The sequence below is a fragment of the Bordetella genomosp. 5 genome (assembly GCF_002261315.1).
In the GTDB taxonomy this organism is placed as follows: domain Bacteria; phylum Pseudomonadota; class Gammaproteobacteria; order Burkholderiales; family Burkholderiaceae_B; genus Bordetella.
Genome location: NZ_NEVP01000012.1, coordinates 285,154 through 304,119, shown reverse-complemented (window position 1 = coordinate 304,119; position 18,966 = coordinate 285,154). Strand labels below are relative to the sequence as shown.

Annotated in this window: 16 protein-coding genes; 10 read left to right on the top strand and 6 right to left on the bottom strand. The window is 68.6% G+C overall.

The genetic code is table 11. The features are described 5' to 3' along the window. The 7 genes from CAL25_RS21500 to CAL25_RS21470 are packed head-to-tail and all read left to right on the top strand — an operon-like array spanning position 1 to position 6,346. Positions 1 to 1,302: an NAD(P)/FAD-dependent oxidoreductase gene (locus CAL25_RS21500; RefSeq protein ID WP_094803797.1), complete on the top strand. Its 1,302-nt coding sequence runs from the start codon at positions 1 to 3 to the stop codon at positions 1,300 to 1,302. Beyond that, positions 1,299 to 2,084 (top strand): DUF1365 domain-containing protein, encoded by a 786-nt coding sequence (locus CAL25_RS21495; protein WP_094803795.1) that lies wholly within the window; start codon positions 1,299 to 1,301, stop codon positions 2,082 to 2,084. Before CAL25_RS21500 ends, CAL25_RS21495 begins: the two co-directional genes overlap by 4 nt. Then, positions 2,081 to 3,382: an SAM-dependent methyltransferase gene (locus tag CAL25_RS21490; RefSeq protein ID WP_094803793.1), complete on the top strand. Its 1,302-nt coding sequence runs from the start codon at positions 2,081 to 2,083 to the stop codon at positions 3,380 to 3,382. The genes CAL25_RS21495 and CAL25_RS21490 overlap by 4 nt, the downstream gene beginning before the upstream one ends. Next, positions 3,382 to 3,921: a DUF2878 domain-containing protein gene (locus CAL25_RS21485; RefSeq protein WP_094803791.1), complete on the top strand. Its 540-nt coding sequence runs from the start codon at positions 3,382 to 3,384 to the stop codon at positions 3,919 to 3,921. The genes CAL25_RS21490 and CAL25_RS21485 overlap by 1 nt, the downstream gene beginning before the upstream one ends. Beyond that, positions 3,918 to 4,721 (top strand): DUF1295 domain-containing protein, encoded by an 804-nt coding sequence (locus tag CAL25_RS21480; RefSeq protein WP_094803789.1) that lies wholly within the window; start codon positions 3,918 to 3,920, stop codon positions 4,719 to 4,721. Before CAL25_RS21485 ends, CAL25_RS21480 begins: the two co-directional genes overlap by 4 nt. After that, positions 4,718 to 5,803, top strand: a complete 1,086-nt coding sequence (locus CAL25_RS21475) for an SAM-dependent methyltransferase (protein WP_094803787.1) — start codon at positions 4,718 to 4,720, stop codon at positions 5,801 to 5,803. Before CAL25_RS21480 ends, CAL25_RS21475 begins: the two co-directional genes overlap by 4 nt. Before the next feature lie 12 nt (positions 5,804 to 5,815). Further along, complete coding sequence (locus tag CAL25_RS21470) at positions 5,816 to 6,346, top strand: lipocalin family protein (protein ID WP_094803785.1); 531 nt, start codon at positions 5,816 to 5,818, stop codon at positions 6,344 to 6,346. Positions 6,347 to 6,463: 117 nt separating this feature from the next. Here CAL25_RS21470 and CAL25_RS21465 read toward each other — a convergent pair whose 3' ends face one another. The 3 genes from CAL25_RS21465 to CAL25_RS21455 all read right to left on the bottom strand — a co-directional run bounded on the left by CAL25_RS21465 (position 6,464) and on the right by CAL25_RS21455 (position 10,584). Further along, complete coding sequence (locus tag CAL25_RS21465; RefSeq protein ID WP_094803783.1) at positions 6,464 to 8,944, bottom strand: catalase; 2,481 nt, start codon at positions 8,942 to 8,944, stop codon at positions 6,464 to 6,466. A 17-nt stretch (positions 8,945 to 8,961) separates the two neighbouring features. Further along, complete coding sequence (locus tag CAL25_RS21460; protein ID WP_094803781.1) at positions 8,962 to 9,579, bottom strand: hypothetical protein; 618 nt, start codon at positions 9,577 to 9,579, stop codon at positions 8,962 to 8,964. A gap of 78 nt (positions 9,580 to 9,657) precedes the next feature. Then, positions 9,658 to 10,584, bottom strand: coding sequence for a LysR family transcriptional regulator (locus CAL25_RS21455; RefSeq protein WP_094803779.1), 927 nt, complete (start codon positions 10,582 to 10,584; stop codon positions 9,658 to 9,660). A 154-nt stretch (positions 10,585 to 10,738) separates the two neighbouring features. Between CAL25_RS21455 and CAL25_RS21450 the strand changes: the two genes are divergently transcribed. Beyond that, entirely contained in the window at positions 10,739 to 12,163 is a 1,425-nt protein-coding gene (locus CAL25_RS21450) for a M20 family metallopeptidase (RefSeq protein WP_094803942.1), read from the top strand. Between the two features lie 19 nt (positions 12,164 to 12,182). Next, positions 12,183 to 13,184, top strand: coding sequence for a Bug family tripartite tricarboxylate transporter substrate binding protein (locus tag CAL25_RS21445; protein ID WP_094803777.1), 1,002 nt, complete (start codon positions 12,183 to 12,185; stop codon positions 13,182 to 13,184). Positions 13,185 to 13,241: 57 nt separating this feature from the next. Here the strand turns inward: CAL25_RS21445 and CAL25_RS21440 are convergent, their stop codons facing one another. Then, positions 13,242 to 14,876 (bottom strand): methyl-accepting chemotaxis protein, encoded by a 1,635-nt coding sequence (locus tag CAL25_RS21440; RefSeq protein ID WP_094803775.1) that lies wholly within the window; start codon positions 14,874 to 14,876, stop codon positions 13,242 to 13,244. Between the two features lie 291 nt (positions 14,877 to 15,167). Between CAL25_RS21440 and CAL25_RS21430 the strand changes: the two genes are divergently transcribed. After that, positions 15,168 to 16,748: a hypothetical protein gene (locus CAL25_RS21430; protein ID WP_141217972.1), complete on the top strand. Its 1,581-nt coding sequence runs from the start codon at positions 15,168 to 15,170 to the stop codon at positions 16,746 to 16,748. Positions 16,749 to 16,757: 9 nt separating this feature from the next. Here the strand turns inward: CAL25_RS21430 and CAL25_RS21425 are convergent, their stop codons facing one another. Beyond that, the gene (locus CAL25_RS21425; RefSeq protein ID WP_094803769.1) at positions 16,758 to 17,600 is read right to left on the bottom strand and encodes a hypothetical protein; all 843 of its coding nucleotides are present in this window, start codon (positions 17,598 to 17,600) and stop codon (positions 16,758 to 16,760) included. Between the two features lie 285 nt (positions 17,601 to 17,885). After that, positions 17,886 to 18,923 carry a sensor domain-containing diguanylate cyclase gene (locus tag CAL25_RS21420; protein WP_094803767.1) on the bottom strand — a complete coding sequence of 346 codons (1,038 nt, stop codon included), beginning with the start codon at positions 18,921 to 18,923 and terminating at the stop codon, positions 17,886 to 17,888. Between the last annotated feature and the right edge of the window lie 43 nt (positions 18,924 to 18,966).

Here is an 18,966-nt window from a genome sequence, read left to right as displayed (position 1 = left end):
ATGCGCATCGCCGTCATCGGAGCCGGGATCGCCGGGCTCACCAGTGCGTATCTGCTGTCGCGCCGCCACGAGGTGACGCTGTTCGAGGCCAACGACTATCTGGGCGGGCACACGCACACGCATCAGATCGAGCGCGGCGCGCATTATTACGCGGTCGACACGGGCTTCATCGTGCACAACCCGGCGCACTATCCGCTCTTCACGCGGCTGCTCGACGAGCTCGGCGTGGCCTCGCAGCCGACGACGATGAGCTTTTCGGTGCAGAACGCCGCCTCGGGGCTCGAATACAACGCGACCAATCTCGATGGTCTGTTCTGCCAGCGCCGCAACCTGTTGTCGCTGCGCTTCGCGGGCATGGTGCGCGACCTGCTGCGCTTCTACCGCGAGGCGCCCGCGCTGCTGCACGACACCGGCCCGGGCCCGACCCTGGGCGAGTATCTCGACGAGCACGGCTATGGCGCGGCCTTTCGCGACGACCATCTGGTGCCGATGGCGTCGGCGCTGTGGTCGGCGCCGCCCGCGGGCATCCTGGCCTTTCCGGCGCGCTATCTCGTGCAGTTCATGGCCAACCACCAGATGCTGCAGGCCTCGGGGCGGCCCGAGTGGCGCGTGGTGCAGGGCGGCTCGTCGACCTACATCCGCGCGATGCGGCGGCGCTGGAACGTGACCGAGCGGATCGGCTGCCCGGTGCAGCAGGTGCTGCGCCTGCCCGATGGCGTGCTGGTGCAGGCCGAGCATAGCTCCGAGGTCTACGATCACGTTGTGTTCGGCTGCCACAGCGATCAGGCCCTCGCGCTGCTGGGCGACGCGTCGGCCGCCGAACGCGAGATCCTGGGCGCGATCACGTATCAGCCCAACGACGTGGTCCTGCACACCGATGCCTCGCTGCTGCCGTCGCGCCGCAAGGCCTGGGCGGCCTGGAACGCCTACGTGCCCGCCGACCGCGACCAGCCCTGCACGGTGAGCTATTGCATGAATCTGCTGCAGGGGCTGGACGCGCCCGAGCCCTTCATCGTGACGCTGAACCGCAGCGATGCGATCGATCCGGGCCGGGTGCTGCGGCGCATGCGTTACCACCATCCCGTGTACACGCTGGAGTCGGTCGCCGCGCAGGCCCGCCGGCACGAGATATCGGGCCGGCGCCACACCTGGTTCGCCGGCGCGTATTGGGGCTGGGGCTTTCATGAGGACGGGGTGCGCAGCGCCGTGGACGTGGCGCGTGCGCTGGGCGCGGAGCCCGTCTGGACGCCCGGCGCGCGCCTGCGCTCGGCCTTCATGCAACCCGACGAGGCCGCCGCATGAACGCCCCGCTGCACAGCGCCGTGTACGAAGGGCGCGTGACGCATACCCGGCATCTGCCGGTTCCGCACGCCTTCGGCTACCGCATGGCCCAGCTCTACCTCGACCTGGACGAGATCGACCGGGTGTTCGATCGCCGCTGGCTGTGGTCGGTGAATCGTTCCAACCTGGCGCAATGGCGCCGCGCGGATTATCTCGGAGACCCCGCGCAGCCGCTGGCCGATGCCGTGCGCGAGCGCATCCGTGCCGTGCGTGGCGTCGCGCCGTCCGGCCCGATCCGCATGCTGGCGCACCTGCGCTATGGCGGCCATGTGTTCAACCCCGTCAGCTTCTATTACTGCTTCGGCCCGGACGGCCACGAGCTCGACTGCATCGTGGCCGAAGTGACCAATACGCCGTGGCGCGAACGCCATGCCTACGTGCTGCCGCGCGACGACGCCGAGCGGCACGGCCGGGTGTGGTCGTGGCGCTTCGACAAGCGCTTCCATGTGTCGCCGTTCATGGGCATGGAGCGTGGCTATGACTGGCGTTTCACCGAGCCGGGCGACGACCTGCGCGTGCACATGAAAGTGCTGCGCGGCGCGCGCGCCGAGTTCGACGCGGACCTGGCATTGCAGCGGCATGCGCTCGACGGCGCCGCGCTGGCCCGCGTGCTGTGGCGCTATCCGCTCATGACGCTGCAGGTCATGGGCGCCATTCACTGGCAGGCGCTGCGCCTGTGGCTCAAACACACCCCTGTTCACGATCATCCTCGCCATAGTGGCGGGGGCAAGGAGCTGTCATGAAACCCACCTCACGCCCCGAACACCGTGCACTCGATGCGGCGGCGCGCCAGGTCGGCACCGGGGGCGCGCTCGATCGCATGCTGCGCAAGCGCGTCATCGAAACCCTCTCGGCCCTGCGCGGCGGCGCGCTCGTGATCGACGACCCGGTCGACCGCGTGCTGCTGGGCGAGGCCGTCGTGGGGCAGGCGCCCGTCTGGTTGCGTGTGCACGATCTGGCGTTCTACCGCGTGCTGGCCATGCAGGGCAGCGTGGGGGCGGGCGAGGCCTACGGCGACGGCCTGTGGCAGACCGATGATCTGGTCGGCCTGGTGCGGTTGCTGGTGCGCAATCGCGCGCTGCTCGACGGCATGGAGACCGGCATGGCCCGCGTGGCCGGGCTCCTGCTCAAGGCCTGGCACGCACGCCGCGCCAACACCAAGCAGGGCAGCCGCCGCAACATTGCCGCGCACTACGATCTGGGCAATCCGTTCTTCGCCTTGTTTCTCTCGTCCGATCTAATGTATTCGTCGGCGCTGTGGGACGGTCCGCAGGACACGCTGGAGGCGGCGTCGCGGCGCAAGCTCGACACCATCTGCCGCAAGCTCGATCTGAAGCCGGGCGAGCACGTCGTGGAAATCGGCACGGGGTGGGGCGGCTTCGCGCTGCACGCCGCGCGCGAGTACGGCTGCAAGGTCACCACCGCGACCATCTCGCGCGAGCAGTACACGCTGGCACGCGAACGCGTGGCCGAGGCGGGCCTGGGCGATCGCGTCGATGTGCAGCTGTGCGACTACCGCGATCTGCAGGGCCAGTACGACAAGCTCGTATCGATCGAGATGATCGAAGCCATCGGCGCCGACTACCAGGAAACCTATTTCGCCAAGATCGAGTCGCTGCTCAAGCCGCGCGGCAGCGCGCTGATCCAGGCCATCACGATCGAAGACCACCGCTATGCGCAGGCCGTGCGCTCGGTCGACTTCATCAAGCGCCATATTTTTCCGGGCAGCTTCATTCCTTCCGTGCAGGGCATGCTCGCGGCCAAGACGCGCGCCACCGAGTTGGCGCTGGTGCACCTCGAAGACTTCGGCCTGTCGTATGCTCGGACGCTGGCCGCCTGGCGCGCGCGCTTTCTGGTGAACGTGGCCGAGGTGCAGGCGCAGGGCTTCGACGCGCGCTTCATCCGGCTGTGGGAGTTCTATCTGGCCTATTGCGAAGGTGGCTTTGCGGAACGCGCCATCGGCGTGTCGCACCTGCTGCTGACGCGGCCCGGTGCGCGGCCGAGCCAGGCACGCTGGACGGCGTGCGAGGGAGCGGTGTGATGGCGTTGTGGCTCAACCTGATCGGCTACCAGGCCGTGTGGTTCGCGGCCGTCATGGGCGCGGGACAGGGGTTGACCTGGCCGGCCGTGATCGCGGCGGGCGTGTTCGTGGCCTTGCAACTGGCCTGGTCCCGGCAGTGGCGAGCCGACCTGTGGCTGGTCCTCGCCGCACTGGTGTGCGGCCTGCTGCTCGACGGGGCGCTGACGGCCAGCGGTTTGCTGCGTCATACCGCGTCCTCGCCGGCGTTGCCTCCTGGCGGCGCGCCGGTCTGGATCCTGGCGGTGTGGGTCGCCTTTGCCTTGACGCTGAACCATTCGATGGGCTGGTTGCGCCGACGCCCGGTGCTGGCCTGGCTGGCGGGCGCGGTCGGCGGCCCGCTGGCGTACTGGGGCGCCGCGCGTGGTTGGCGCGCCGTGATTTTCGAGACGCCGGTGATCTACACCGTCGCCTGGCTGAGCGCCGGCTGGAGCATTGCCCTCGTGCTGTTGACCACGGTGGCGCGGCACATGAGCGACGAGCAACGGGAGGCAACCGCATGACCTGGTTCGAACAACTCCTGGTGCTTGCCGTGCTGATGGCCGGCGCGATGTCGGTGGCCTGGGCCTGGCAGCGGCGCCATCGCAACGCGGGCATCGTCGATGCCGTCTGGGCCGCCGGCGTCGGCGGCGGGGCGCTGCTGGCCGCGCTCACGGGCGTGGGCACCGCCGGCACCCGCGTGCTGCTCGCGCTGCTGGCCGGCATCTGGTCGGCACGGCTGGCCTGGCACATCTGGCGCCGCGTGCGCGCCGAAGAAGAAGACGGACGCTACCGCGCCCTGCGCGCGCACTGGAACGGCCACCAGGGCAAGTTCTACGGCTTCTTCCTGTTCCAGGCGGGTCTGGTCGTGCTGTTTGCCCTGCCGTTCGTGGCGGTGGCCGCAAACACGGCCCCGCTCTCGCCCGCGCGCGCCGTGTTGGCGCTCGTTGTGTGGCTGGCCGCGGTGGCGGGCGAGACCCTGGCCGACCGGCAACTGGCCGCGTGGCGCGCGAACCCCGCGAACCGGGGCAAGACCTGCCGCGCCGGGCTGTGGCGCTATTCGCGGCATCCCAACTATTTCTTCGAATGGTGTCACTGGTTCGCCTACGTGGTGCTCGCCTGGGGCTCGCCGCTGTTCTGGCTGAGCCTGGGCGGGCCGGTGATCATGTACGTGTTCCTGCGCTGGGTGAGCGGCATTCCGTTCACCGAGAAGCAGGCCCTGCGCACGCGTGGCGACGACTATCGCGCGTATCAGCGCGATACCGCCATGTTCTTTCCCTGGTTTCCCAAGTCTCATTCGACCCACAGGCAGGATCGCTCATGAATACGCGCTTGATGCAGGATATCGAACTCGCCCTCGACCGGCCGGCGCCCGGCGTCCTGGGCCTGGCCGAACGTGGCTGGTTGCCGGACGCGGTGGTGCGCGCGGGCATTCGCCGCTTGTGCGCGCAACGGTTGGACGACGAAATGGCGGACGATCCGCGCCATCAGGCGGAACGGCAGCAGTCGCTCACCGAAGCGTTGCGCCGTGCGCCGCTCGCCATCCACACCGATACCGCCAACGCGCAGCATTACGAGCTGCCGGCGGCGTTCTTTCGTCTGTGCCTCGGCGCACGCCTCAAGTATTCCGGCTGCCTGTATCCGGAGGGAGTGGAGTCGCTCGATACGGCGGAGGAGGCCATGCTGAAGCTCTATGGCGTGCGCGCCGGTCTGGCCAACGGGCAGGACGTGCTCGAGCTGGGCTGCGGCTGGGGCTCGCTCACGCTGTGGATGGCCGAGCACTACCCGGCCTCGCGCATCACCGCGGTGTCCAACTCCGCGTCGCAGCGCCAGCATATCGAAGCGCAATGCCGCGAGCGCGGGCTGGACAACGTGCGCGTGATCACCTGCGACGTGAACACGCTGCAACTGCCCCAGGCCGCCTACGACCGCTGCGTGTCGGTCGAGATGTTCGAGCACATGCGCAACTACCAGACCCTGCTCGGCTCGATCGCCGGCTGGCTGCGGCCGGGCGGAAAACTGTTCGTACATATCTTTGCGCACCGCACGCTGATGTACCCGTTCGAGACCGAAGGCGCCGACAACTGGCTGGGCCGTCACTTCTTCACGGGCGGCATCATGCCGGCGGCCGACACCCTGCTTTGGTTCCAGCGCGACCTGCGGCTCGAATCGCGCTGGCTGGTGGACGGCACCCACTATGAGCGCACGGCCAATCACTGGCTCGCCAATCAGGATGCGAACAAGGCCGAGGTGATGCGCGTGCTGAGCGAGGCCTATGGCCCCGACCTCGCGCCGCTGTGGTTCCAGCGCTGGCGCATGTTCTGGATGGCGTGCGCCGAACTCTTCGGCTACCGCCAGGGTCGCGAGTGGCTGGTGGCCCATTACCGCTTCGTGCGGCCCGACTGAAGGAGAATTCGTATGCGCAAGCAACGCTGGCATCGCTGGCTGACCTTCCTCCCGCTGTCCCTGCTGGCGGCGTGCTCGTCGCCGCCGCCCTTACCCCCGGTGCCGCAGGTGGATCTGCCGCGCTTCATGGGCGATTGGTATGTGATCGCGCACATCCCGAGCTGGCCCGAGCGCAACGCCTACAACGCGCTGGAGCGTTATACCCTGCGCCCCGATGGCAAGGTCCAGACCGACTTCGAGTACCGGGACGGCAGCTTCGAGGCGCCGGTCGACACCATGCATCCGGTCGGGACGGTGCGCCCCGATACCGGCAACGCGGTGTGGGGCATGCAGTTCATCTGGCCGATCAAGGCGGAATATGTGATCGCCTGGCTCGACGCGGACTACCAGCGCACGATCGTCGGCCGCAGCAAGCGCGACTATGTCTGGATCATGGCACGCACGCCCACGCTACCCGACGACGTGTACGCCGAGCTGGTGGAACGCGTGCGCGGCATGGGCTACGACACGGCCGAGCTGCGCAAGGTCCCGCAGCGCTGGTGAGTAGAGGGCGGCGTGCAGCGCACTGCGCCGGCAGCCGGCAAGGCACGCCATCGCGCACGCTCACGCAAAAAAAATGGGGCGGTCCGTAGACCGCCCCACTGCCTGCGCGACGGGGTTTTACACCGCCGGAGGATCGGTCTCGCGCTCCGGATGGCGGTGCGCGGCGATCGCCTCGATGAAGGCCTGCGCGGCCGACTCGTCCCAGCCACCGGCCACGATCAGGCCCTTGTCGGCCTGCTCGATGGGCAGGCCCGCGGCCTCGAACAGCGCGGCGCCGCTGCCGATGGCCAGCAGCGTCTTGCCATGACGGAAGGCATCGCGCACGTACTCGAGTGCGCGGCCGTCGCGTTGCAGTGCCGCCACCGCCTCGTCGCCACCGGGAACCGCCACCGCGTCGAACACCACGCTGGGCTGATTCTCGAGCGAGCCGTCGGCGTCCAGCATATTGCCTTCGCGGTCGGCGAGGGTGCCGATGCGCGGGCCGATCAGGCGCACGACGGCGCCGGCGTCGATCAGGGTCTGGGCCAGCGCGCGCGTCGCGGCGCCGTCCACGCCGGGCGCGGCAAGCAGCGCCACCTTGCGGGTGGCGATGCCGGCGTCACCCGGGCGGAAGGTCAGCGACAGCGCCGGGGATTGCGTGACCTCCGGCTCGGGCGGGTTGGGCATCGCGCGCGGCAGCGGCTCGGGCAGGTCCATGCCCAGGCCATCGGCGACCGCCTGCGCCAGCGTGTCGGACACGTTGCGCAGCGACGCCACCATGCGCTCGCGGATCGCGGGCACGGTCACCTTGCTCAGTTCGAACGCGAAGGCCGAGATGATGTGCTGCTGCTCCCACTCGGTCTGGCTCTCGAAGAACAGCGTGGCCTGTGCGTAGTGCTCGGCGAACTTCTCGGGCTTGCCGCGCAGCTCATCGCTCTGCACCGGCTCGGGGAACGACACGAACCCGGCCGATCCGGCCTGGAACGGACAGCCGCCCGCCAGCGAGTTGGGCTCGTAGGCCACCTTGCCGCGATTGATGGTCTGCCGGTGCATGCCGTCGCGCTGGTTGTTGTGCACGGGCGCGAGCGGGGCGTTGATCGGGATTTCGTGGAAGTTCGGTCCGCCCAGGCGCGAGATCTGCGTGTCCACGTAGGAGTGGATGCGGCCCGCGAGCAGGGGATCGTTCGTGAAATCCAGACCCGGCACGATGTGCGCCGCGCAGAACGCGGCCTGCTCGGTCTCGGCGAAGAAGTTGTCCGGGTTGCGGTCCAGCACCATGCGGCCGATCGGGCGGATCGGCACGAGTTCCTCAGGCACGATCTTGGTCGGATCCAGCACGTCGAAGCTGAACTCGTCGGCCTGCTCGTCGGTGAAGATCTGCACGCCGAGTTCCCACTCGGGCGGATTGCCGGAGTCGATCGCTTCCCACAGATCGCGGCGATGGAAGTCGGGATCGGCGCCGGACACCTTCACGGCCTCGTCCCACACTTGCGAGTGCGTGCCGAGCACCGGCGTCCAATGGAACTTCACCAGATGCGACACGCCCTGCGCGTTCACGAAGCGGAAGGTATGCACGCCGAAGCCCTGCATCATGCGGTAGCTGCGCGGGATCGCGCGGTCCGACATGGCCCACATCATCATGTGCGTGGACTCGGGGCTCAGCGAAATGAAGTCCCAGAACGTATCGTGCGCCGAGGCGGCCTGCGGCATGCCGTGGTGCGGCTCGGGCTTGACGGCGTGCACGAGGTCGGGGAACTTCATCGCATCCTGGATGAAGAAGACGGGCATGTTGTTGCCCACCAGATCCCAGTTGCCTTCGTCGGTGTAGAACTTGACCGCGAAGCCGCGCACGTCGCGCGCGGTGTCCTTCGAACCGCGCTCGCCGGCCACCGTCGAGAAGCGCACGAACACCGGCGTGCGCTTGCCGGCCTCGGCGAACAGCGACGCGGCCGTGATGTCGGTGAGGGGCTCATAGCACTCGAAGTAGCCGTGCGCGGCCGAGCCGCGCGCATGCACGATGCGCTCGGGAATGCGCTCGTGATCGAAGTGCGTGATCTTCTCGCGCAGGATGAAGTCCTTGAGCAGCGCGGGGCCACGCAGCCCGGCCTTCAACGAATTCTGGTTGTCCGCGACCGGCACGCCCTGATTGGTCGTGAGGCGCTGGCCGGTGCTGTCGGCGCGCACGCGTGCCAGTCGGCCATCGGCGGCATTCACGCCGGGTTCGGCGGCGCCATTGGTCTTGGGCGACTGCACGTGTTCCGACAGCGAGCTCGCGCCCACGCTGTCGTCGGCCGGCGGCACCTGCGCGCCGGTGTACGGGCAGCGCGCGGCTTCGCCGTACTCGGCCGCCTTGTCGTCGTTGTGCGGGCGGCCGGCGACCGTGGCCTGGGTGGCCGAGGCGCGCTGCAGCGCCGGGTGCGCGGCATCCGGCGCGGGGCCCGTGGCGGGGCCGCTGTCGGTGTTGAGGAAGGCCGTGTCCAGCGCGAGCTGGCTCTGGCCGTCGGCGCCGCCCGCCTTTGCACGCTTGGCGGCGGGTTTGGCCGCGCTCTTGGTGGCCGTCTTGGCGGGGCTCTTGGCCGCCGGCTTGGCGGTGGACGTCGTGGTTTTCTTGCCGGGCATCGATATCTCCGTGCGGATCAGTGGCGGCGCAACATGCTGTCGCGGGCCTGTTCGGCGCGGGATGCGCCAATGGCGGTTTCGACTTTCTTCACTTCTTCGGGCGGGGGCAGCACGGCCGGCAGGCCCAGCGACTCGATCCACAGCTCGCGGGACCAGCCCATGGTGTGATAGAGGTGATGGTCCTCGTCGGTGGCCACGGCGTCGTACGCCTGCTTGAGCACATCGGCCTGCTTGCCGCTGCCTTTCTCGGCGAGCAGCCCGATCAGGGCCCAGTTGCTGTGATCCTTGGTCTCGGCCAGCACCACGCATTCGGTGGCGACCAGTTCGGCCGCCTGGGGGTTGCCGGCGGCCTGTGCCATGCGCATCGCGCGCACGAGCGACTCACCCAGATGCCGCACGACCTTGCGGCCGTCGGTCTCGAGCTCGGGGTCCAGGCCCAGCTGCTCGAAGACGGTCAGCAACACACGGCGGTGCGTGCGCGTCTCTTCCAGGTATTCCTTCCATTCCTTCTTCAGGTCTTCGTTCAGCGCACAGCTCACGGCGGTCTCGTAGACCTGCAGCCCACCGATCTCGGTTTCCAGGGCTTGATACAGCAATTCCTTGGTTTGCTGGGCATCGGGTGCACGACGGCTCATGGCGGCCTCCTCGCATGGCAGACAGTTGGCGGAACCCGGCCTGCGGTCGGCTGGCGCGGGGAGCGCCTCCTGCAGCAACTACCGTTCCCGTGGCCGGCGCGCCAGGTCGGGAGGCGCCTGGCGCAGGCGTTGCTCGAGGAATTGAAGGAACACGCGCGCCAGGGCGGGCAGGGTGCTGCCGGCCAGCGTGAGCACCTGCACGCTGCGCTGCTGCATCTCGCCATTGCTGAACGGCAGGGCGACGAGACCGGCGTGCTCGAGCTTGTCGGCCAGGGTCAGGTAGCCGGACAGGGCCACGATCGGGCTGTCGGGCAGCAGGGGCAGGAACGCGGCCGAGTAGTTGGAGACGTAGGAGGGCTCGAGGTGCAGACCGGCGTTGGCGCAGGCGACGTCGAAAAGCTGGCGCACGGTCGTGTCGCGATCGCCCAGCGCGAGGGGCAGTTTGCGCAGATCGCGCACGCTCACGCTGCGGCGGCTGGCCAGCGCGTGGCGGCGGCACATGACCGCATAGACCGGGGCGCGGCTCACGAGCTCGGTGCGCAGCCGCTCATCGGTGGCCAGCGTGTAGCGCAGGGCCATCTGCGAGTGCCCATCGAGCACGCGCTGATTCACGGCCTCGGGACGGTCCACGTGCAGATGAAAGCGTGTCTGCGGGTGCAGCTGCTTGAAGTCGGCCATGCTCTGCGGAATGAAGCGGTGCGCGAAGCCCTCGGTACAGGCGATCCGCAGTGTCACGTCGCCCAGGGTGCTGCGCTCGCGCAGCTCGTCGGCCACGCGCTCGGCCTCGAGCGTGGCGGCGTTGGCGTAGGCGGCCAGCTGCCGGCCGGCCTCGCTCAGCGTCATGCCGCGCGCCTGGCGCTCGAACAGCGTGACGCCGAGCTGGTCTTCGAGCTTGCTGATCTGGCGGCTGATCGCGGAGGCCGCCACGTGCTGGGTCTGGGCGGCCGCGGCGACCGAGCCACGGCGCGCCACCTCGAGGAAGTAACGCAATGACAGCGAAATCATGGGGTGTCGGTGGAGCGGGTCGGAACGAGGGGACGGGAGCCGGAAGCCGATGCGCTGCTATTGCGAAAAAGGCAACGCAAGCCTGCAATTTATCTGATTGTGGCATGCCTGACGCCGTAATAATGTTGTGCCTTTCCCTAATAAGGCCTTCGTCGTGACCCGAGCCCTCGCCATTGCGCACACCCTGGAACAGTTCGACAGCGGCGCGTTTCAGGCCGTGCTGGCGCGGCGCGTGGCCCATGCCACCGAAAGCGAAGAGCCCTCTCAGGCACCCGCGCAACACGCCTATCTCGACCAGGAGATGGTGCCGTTGCTCACGCGCCTCGGTTTCGAGACCCGTGTTTTCCCTAATCCCGCCGGCGCCGACCTGCCGATTCTGGTGGCGCGCCGCATCGAGGATCCGGCCTTGCCGACCGTGCTGATGTACGGCCACGGCGACGTGGTGCGAGGCAACGCCGCCCGCTGGAGCGAAGGACGCGACCCCTGGCGGCTGCGCGTCGAAGGTGACCGCTGGTATGGCCGCGGCACCGCCGACAACAAGGGCCAGCACTCCATCAATCTCTGTGCGCTCGAACAGGTACTGGCGGCCCGCGGCGGCCGGCTGGGCCTGAACGTGACCTGGCTGATCGAGACCGGCGAAGAGGCCGGCTCGCCGGGCCTGGCCGCGTTCTGCGATGCACAGCGCGAGCTGCTGCGCGCCGATCTGTTCCTCGCCAGCGACGGCCCGCGGCTCGCGGCCGCCCGTCCCACGCTGTTCATGGGCTCGCGCGGCGCCGTCAACTTCGAATTGCGGCTGGCGCTGCGCGAGCGCGGCTATCACTCGGGCAACTGGGGTGGTCTGCTGTCCAACCCGGCCATCGTGCTGTCGCACGCGATCGCCAGCATGGTCGATGCGCGCGGGCGTATCCTGGTGCCGGGCCTGCGTCCGCCCGAGATTCCCGAGGCGGTCCGCGCCGCGCTGGCCGACCTGCAGGTCGGCGGCGACGTCGATGATCCCGAGATCGATCCCTATTGGGGCGAGCCGGGCCTGTCGCCCAGCGAACAAGTGTTCGGCTGGAACAGCCTGGACGTCCTGACCTTCGGCGCGGGCGATCCCGCCAAGCCGGTCAATGCCATCCCGCCGCAGGCGGTGGCCTGGTGCCAGTTGCGCTTCGTGGTCGGCACCGACTGGCGCAGCCTCGAAGACACGGTGCGCGCGCATCTCGAGCACGCCGGCTTCGGCGGCATCGAGGTGACGCTGGGCGCGCAGGCCGGCGCCACCCGGCTCTCGCCCGACAATCCCTGGGTGCGCTGGGCGGCCGACTCGGTCGAGGCGACCACCGGCAAGGCGCCCGCGCTGTTGCCCAATCTCGGCGGCTCGCTGCCGAACGACATCTTCGCCGATCTGCTGGGGCTGCCCACGATCTGGGTGCCGCATTCTTACCCGGCGTGCGCGCAGCATGCCCCCAACGAACACCTGCTCGGTTCGGTCGCTCGCGAAGGCTTGGCGATCATGGCCGGGCTGCTCTGGGATCTGGCCGAGCAGGGGCCCGCGCTGTGCGCCGGTCAACGCGACGCGGAACCCGTTTCCGCCATCTGACCTCTTTCCGGGTTCTTTCATGAAACGCTGTCCTTCCGGTTTCACCCCCGTTCGCCGTGTCGCCGCCGCGGCGCTGGCCCTGTCCTGCAGCCTGATCGGCACCGCGGCCCACGCCGCCTGGCCCGAACAGCCCTTGCGCCTGGTCGTGCCGTTCACGCCGGGCGGCGCCACGGACGCGGTCGCGCGCCTGATGGCGAGCAAGCTCGGTCCCAAGCTCGGCCAGCCCGTCATCGTGGAAAACCGCCCCGGCGCGTCGACCGTGATCGGCGCCGATGCGGTGGCCCGGGCCCAGCCCAACGGCTACACGCTGATGATTTCGGGCAGCACCACGTATTCTGTGTTGCCGGCGCTGAAGTCCGCGCTGCCCTACGATCCGGTCAAGTCCTATGCGCACGTGGCCATCGTGGCGATCGCGCCGGTGGTGCTGCTGGCCAAAAACGATCTGCCCGTAAAGACCGCGGGCGAGGCCGCCAAGCTGGCGCGCGAGCGCAGCGGCAAGGGCGGCCTCATGTACGGCACCTTCGGTCCGGGCTCGGCGCCGCACCTCACCGGCGAGATGGTCGCGATGGCGGCGGACGCCCGCATGACCCCCGTGCCGTACAAGGGCAGCGCGCAACTGGTCACCGCCATGATCGGCGGCGAGGTCGATCTGGGCGTGGACACCGTTTCGTCGGCGGCCGCGCAGGCGCGTGCCGGCAAGGTGCGCGCGCTGGCCGTGACCGGCACGCAGCGCATGCCGCAACTGCCCGACGTGCCGACCTTCACCGAAGCGGGCCTGCCCAACGTGTCGTTCGTGGGCTGGTACGGCATGGTCGCGCCGGCGGGCACCCCCGCGGATATCGTCCAGCGTCTGAGCGCCGCGGTCGAAGAGGTGATGGCCGATCCCGAGGTGCGCAAGTCCGTGGGCGATCTGGCGCTCGAGCCGGTCTACCTGCCGGGCGAGAAGTTCCGCACGCAGATCGAGACCGAGGTGGCCGAGTTCCGCGCGATCGGCGAGCGCGCCGGGATCTCGATGGATTGAGCCTTGCCCAGGCAGGCCCAAAAGAAAAATGCCGCTTCCGGGGAAGCGGCATTTTTATTAGGCGGGGAGCGCCAGTGGCACGCCCGACGGCCTGCCACGCGCGTGCGATTCCTCCACGACCTGGCCCGGCTGACCCGGCAGACGGAACAGGCTGACCGAGGTGCGCAGACGGTCGGCCTGCGTTTCGAGCGAAGCGGCCGCGGCGGCGGATTGCTCGACCAGCGCGGCGTTCTGCTGCGTGACCTGATCGATCTGCGTGACGGCGGTATTGACCTGGTCGATCCCGCTCACCTGCTCGCCCGAGGCGGACGAGATTTCGCTCACCAGCGTGGCGAGGTTATCGATGGTGCGCAGGATGTCGGCCATGGTGCGGCCCGCGGCTTCCACCTGGGCCGAGCCGGCCTGCACCGTATCGCCGGAGGCGGCGATCAGCTGCTTGATCTCCTTCGCGGCCGCGGCGCTGCGCTGTGCCAGCGAGCGCACCTCGCCCGCCACCACGGCGAAGCCCTTGCCCTCTTCACCGGCGCGTGCGGCCTCGACCGCCGCGTTCAGCGCGAGGATGTTGGTCTGGAACGCGATGCCCTCGATCACGCCCACGATGTCGCCGATGCGGCTGGCGTCGGTGGCGATCTCGCGCATGGTCACCACGGCCTGGTCCACGGCCTCGCCGCCGGCCCGCGCCACCTGCGAGGCCTGGGCCGCGCTTGCCTGCGCCTGGCGGGCGTTCTCGGCATTGTTGGTCACGGTGGACAGCAGTTCCTCCATGCTGGCGGCGGTCTCTTCCAGCGAGGCCGCCTGTTCTTCCGTGCGGCTGGACAGGTCCAGATTCCCGGCCGCGATCTCGCTCGAGCCGGCATGGATCTGCACCACGCCGTCGCGCACGGACTGAACGGTGCGCACCAGCGAACTCTGCATCTCCTGCAGATACGGAATGATCTGGCCGACACAGTTCTTGCCGAAGTCGGCGCATTGCGTCGTCAGGTCGCCCGAAGCGATGCGGCGAAAGTGCGCGCGCACGTCTTCGAGCGGACGCTTCACGTACATCACCACGTAGCGATCGCCCAGGAAGATCAGCAGCAGGCTGATGCCCAGCACGATGGCCGTGCTCAGGTAGGCGCGCTCACGCTGCACGGCGGCATTGCTGGACAGATCCCGCGCCCGTTGCTCGGCGTAGTTTTCGTAGTCCTGCATGTGCTTGCCGAACGCGCGGCTGGCCTGCACCACCGGGCCTGCGGCGTGTGCGCGCGCGGCGGCCACACCCTGCGTGGCGAGCAGCTGGCGCTGCGTGGCCAGGCCCTGATTCACCAGCGTATCGAAGTCGGTGCGCAACGGCCCCGTGATCGCGGTCGGGGTCTCGCCCGCGTCGATCTCGAAAAAGCGATCGAAGTGCTTGCGGGCTTCGGCGAGCGCGCTGTCCACGCCCTGGCCTTCGTCCGCGGCCTGGCGGGCATTGCCCTCGGCCGCGTATTCCAGCTGGCGGTTCAGCCGCAGCCGGGCGCGCATGACCTGATCGTTCACGCGTGCCATGAGGGAGACTTCCTGGAGCAACTTGTCTTTCGCGGCGAGTGCCTGGCCCGAGCTGTTCAGACCGGAAACGCTGATGTAGGAGAGGAGGGAAACGAGACCGCAGATCAGGAGCAGCGTCCACAGAATCATGCGTCGTACGGTGATGTCTTTCAGAAACTGGTTCATGCGCGTGATGCTCGGGTTGGGAACGATTTCATAGGTAACAACGGCGTCCTATATGCTGGGATTTAGTGTCTGTTTCACTTATTTCGGGGTATGTCCCTAAATGGAAATCAAACGACATTTACCGTAATAAAGACCCTTTTTGCAGGTAAATCGACCCATCTGGCGGGCAAAATGCGCCTCAGGGGGACAGGGTTAAGTAACAGGAAATCCTGCCGTTAACCGGTCATCAGGAAGTGGGACGCTGCTTTGCCGCGGCCCCGCTTCGCTCCTTTACCGATTACCGGCGCGCCCATGACCCAGATCTCAGCGACTTCCGTTTCGACGCCAGCCTGGCCCACGGCCACGGCTGTCCAGCCCGCGCCCGCCGTGTCGGCCGCCCCTGCCGCGGCCGCGCCCGTCCAGACGGCGCAGGCGGTCAGCGGCACGGCCGTCAGCGTGGGCCTGGGCGGCACCGATTCCGGGCTCTATCGCGCCCCGAGCGCTTTACCCTCGATGCAATCGGCGGTGTGGGAGCAGAACGGCGGCGATACGATTTCCACCCAGATGGCGGGCAACTTCGTGTCGCCCACGCTGGCGGGCCGCTTCAAGGACCTCGGCGCCACGGTGCTCGAACGCTTCCGCGAGGACGGTTCCAACTTCTCGCAGTCCATCCTGCAGTCCCGTCCCGGCAACGTCGGCGGCGCGTCGCTGCATGCGCGCCAGCACACGGACGCCGACAATCAGGCCAGGCTGGCCATCACGACGGCGGGCGGCGCCCGCGTCGAGGTGTCGATCGGCAGCGATGCCAACGGCCTGGCGGTGTCCATCAGCGTGAGCGAGGGCGAGGTGTCCGACGAGGAGCGCGCCGCGATCGCGAATCTGGCGGGCGCCTTCCAGGAGGCGCTCGACGGTCTGGCCTCGGAACCGCCCCGTCTCAATCTCGGCAAGCTGGGCAGCTTCGATACCAGCCTGTTGCGCAACGTCGACCTGCAGGCGACGGTCAGCCTGGGCAATCAGCACAGCCAGACCGTGTCGTTCAAGGCCGATGCGACCGCGCGCAGCATCACCTCCACCGGCCCCGCCGGCACGGTCAGCGTCGACGTGGACCTGAGCCAGCCGTCGACGTTCGGCACCGCGGCCCAGCGGGGCGCCGCGGTCGAAGCCTATCTGCGCCAGTTCGATGCGGCGCAGACGCGCGGCCAGGGCGATGCGCAGACCATGTCGCTCTTCAAGGACGCGTTCGCGTCGCTGCACGCGGACTACGGCGACGCGGCCCGCGCGCGCACCGGCGTGGTCGGCGCGAATGCGCTGAATCAGGCGGATCGCAGCGTGCTGAGCGGCCTGGCCGACTTCAACGCCTCGGTGCGGCAGAACACGCTCACGCTCAACCCGCGCCGCAAGGAAGAGATCGAGAGCTTCATCTACACGGTTTCGCAACGCACCTCGGTCTCCGGCACGGACGCGCTCAACCGCGGCATCGTGCAGCAGCTCGACAGCCGTCTCTCGGCCAGCTATCACAAGCCGCTGTCGCCCGAGCTGACGCTGGCGCTCTCCGACGATCGCGAGTCGCAGAACTATTACTACTACCAGATCGAAGACAAGAGCAGCAGCCGTACCGAGCTGGGGTACCAGCAGGGCCAGCTGACGCTGGCGCGCCTGACGGCCAGCCGCACCCAGTCCACGCACATGCAGAAGTATGTGATGGGCGAGCTGGTGGCCGAATCCACGCTGCCCACCGGCAGCACGCGCACCGAAGACCTCAGCCGTCTGGTGCGCGAGGCCACCACCGAGGAGCGCGGCGCCGGCCTGAACCCGCGCGATCAGGTCGAAGCCATCCGCGAACGCAAATACGCCAATCTGGCGGCCTCGGTGGCGCGTCTGCGCGACCTGTAAACCCGCCCGTCAGCCGTCGCAGCGGCTCACGAGCGGCTGCGCGGCGGCGCGGGACTGATCGGCCGCCGTTGCGCCGTCCTTGTGATCGTGGGCGGCGAACTCGATCCGCACGCGCATGCTGCGACCCGAGGCGTCGCGCAGATCGCTCAGGCCCTCGTACAGACGCAACCGGCGCTGCTCCAGATCGTAGAGCAGCTGGATCGACGGGGCCGCGAAGCCATACCAGGCATCGAGCTTCAGACGCAGCCGCAACATGCGGCTGCCTTCGTACTGGCGTTGGCCGGTGTCCACCTCGAGTTCGTAGTCGCGCAGGCGTGACGGCACCAGGAACGCGATCACGGGATCCTCGCTCGCGGTGAGCTGGCTCCAGTGCTCGCGTACATAGGCATCGAAACCCGCGTCGATGATCTGGTTGGGCCGGGGCGAGAGCGCCGCCGTGCGCAAGGGCTCGGCGGTATTGCGCTGGCTGTACATCTCGCGCGTGGCGCCCTGCGTGCGCACCCCCTGGCGCATGCCGTTGCGCCGGTCCTCGAGCTCGAAGTCGGGCGCGGGATCATCGATCGCGCCACGCACCCATTTGCGCGCGAACGGCGCGCCATTGGGGCATTGATACAGCACCAGCCGCGTCATGCGCGCCGCCTCGACCACCACCCAGTGTTCTTCGCGATACAGCAGCCGGCCGTCTTCCTGATCGTAGGCCGCGCCCACGAAATGTTCGGAGACGGGCGGGCCGCCCGGCGCGCGGGTGGCGTGCGAGGGCTGCGTGGCGAGCGCCGCGCAGGCGAGGGCGAACAGGGAGGCCAGCCAGCGTGGCCCGTTGCGCAGGGCCGTGCAGGAACGCGGATCGGACATGATGCGGTCACTCCGAGGCGAAGCAGATGAGACGGCGGGCGCGCGTGGCCGGCCGGGCTAAGGTCTCCCCTCGTGGCGCATGCGTCATTCGGCGCGTGACCGCGCAGGGGCATGCCGGGTTATACGGATCCGGCTGGGCTTCGGATGCATGCGATATCGAAGATAGCGCGAGCCTTTCGATTCGGTTGGTGCAAGATGTAAAAGGACGCGGCGCTTCGCTGCCGCGCCCATGCGCGTACGTTAGGCGCAGGCCGCAGGGACGCGGGTTATACGGCGCCGCGCCGATCAGCCGTTCAGATGCTTGCGCGTGCGCTTGATCTCGTACATACGCGTGTCGGCCATGCGCACGGCGGTCTCGGCATCCATGTTGAGCGGCTCGACCGACACCATGCCCACGCTGGCGCCCGGATACTCGATCACCTGCTCGCCCAGGCGGTAGGTGCCGGCCGTGGCCGCGGCCGTGCGCAATTGCAGCGTGAGCGCGGCCTGCAGCGGATCGCCGGCGGCCGCCTCGGCCAGGGTCGGGTCGTGCTGCGGGCCGGGGCCCACCAGCAGAAACTCATCGCCGCCCACGCGGCCCACCACGTCCGAGGCACGCAGGCTTTCGGTGAGGCGGCGGCCCACGGCCTGCAGAAACTCATCGCCGGCCTGGTGGCCGTAGGTGTCGTTGATCATCTTGAAGCCGTCGAGATCGATCACGCCCACCAGCACCGAACCCCCGCTGCGCGCGGCGCGGTCGAGCAGACGCTCGAGCTCTTCGTACACGGCGCGCCGATTGGGCAGCCCGGTGAGCATGTCGGTCATGGCGTACGACGTGAGGCGGGCATTGGCCTCTTGCAGGCTGTTCATCAGCTGCTCACGTTCGATGAAGCTCGCCACCAGATTGGAGAACAGCTTGAGCAGCGCGTTGGCGTCGGGCGCGAGCTTGAGCTTGTCGGCGCTCGCCGCGCACAGCGTGCCGAGCAGCACGCCGTCGTCGGTGCGAATGGGCGTGCTGACGTAGGTCTTGATGCCGAGCGCGCGCGCCGCCGCCGAATCGCCCCAGCAGTTGGCGACGTCGTCGGTGTAGAGGCGGTCTTCGTCGAGCGCGCGCTTGCAGAGCGTGTCCGACCAGGTGACCGTGAGCCCCTCGGGAATGACCATTTCGCCGGTGTTGCGCGCGAAACGCACGAGCTGCTCGTTGCGCTCGAGATCGATCGAGGTGAGGTAGGTGGATTCCATTCCTGTCACGGCGCTCAGCATCTCGAGCAAGGGGCGCGTGAGTTCTTCGATGGATTTGGCCGCCGGCAATGCGGTGGCGAGCTTCGACAGGATCGGGTCCACGGTTCAGCCTCGAATCAGAGCACGCCCGGGATGGCGCGCGCGC

Bases quoted from the DNA above. Each gene is read 5' to 3' on its own strand.
- CAL25_RS21500 (WP_094803797.1), top strand. From the start codon at position 1: ATGCGCATCGCCGTCATCGGAGCCGGGATCGCCGGGCTCACCAGTGCG.
- CAL25_RS21470 (WP_094803785.1), top strand. From the start codon at position 5,816: ATGCGCAAGCAACGCTGGCATCGCTGGCTGACCTTCCTCCCGCTGTCC.
- CAL25_RS21440 (WP_094803775.1), bottom strand. From the start codon at position 14,876: ATGAACCAGTTTCTGAAAGACATCACCGTACGACGCATGATTCTGTGG.
- CAL25_RS21425 (WP_094803769.1), bottom strand. From the start codon at position 17,600: ATGTCCGATCCGCGTTCCTGCACGGCCCTGCGCAACGGGCCACGCTGG.
- CAL25_RS21495 (WP_094803795.1), top strand. From the start codon at position 1,299: ATGAACGCCCCGCTGCACAGCGCCGTGTACGAAGGGCGCGTGACGCAT.
- CAL25_RS21480 (WP_094803789.1), top strand. From the start codon at position 3,918: ATGACCTGGTTCGAACAACTCCTGGTGCTTGCCGTGCTGATGGCCGGC.
- CAL25_RS21485 (WP_094803791.1), top strand. From the start codon at position 3,382: ATGGCGTTGTGGCTCAACCTGATCGGCTACCAGGCCGTGTGGTTCGCG.
- CAL25_RS21465 (WP_094803783.1), bottom strand. From the start codon at position 8,944: ATGCCCGGCAAGAAAACCACGACGTCCACCGCCAAGCCGGCGGCCAAG.
- CAL25_RS21475 (WP_094803787.1), top strand. From the start codon at position 4,718: ATGAATACGCGCTTGATGCAGGATATCGAACTCGCCCTCGACCGGCCG.
- CAL25_RS21455 (WP_094803779.1), bottom strand. From the start codon at position 10,584: ATGATTTCGCTGTCATTGCGTTACTTCCTCGAGGTGGCGCGCCGTGGC.
- CAL25_RS21445 (WP_094803777.1), top strand. From the start codon at position 12,183: ATGAAACGCTGTCCTTCCGGTTTCACCCCCGTTCGCCGTGTCGCCGCC.
- CAL25_RS21460 (WP_094803781.1), bottom strand. From the start codon at position 9,579: ATGAGCCGTCGTGCACCCGATGCCCAGCAAACCAAGGAATTGCTGTAT.
- CAL25_RS21490 (WP_094803793.1), top strand. From the start codon at position 2,081: ATGAAACCCACCTCACGCCCCGAACACCGTGCACTCGATGCGGCGGCG.
- CAL25_RS21430 (WP_141217972.1), top strand. From the start codon at position 15,168: ATGACCCAGATCTCAGCGACTTCCGTTTCGACGCCAGCCTGGCCCACG.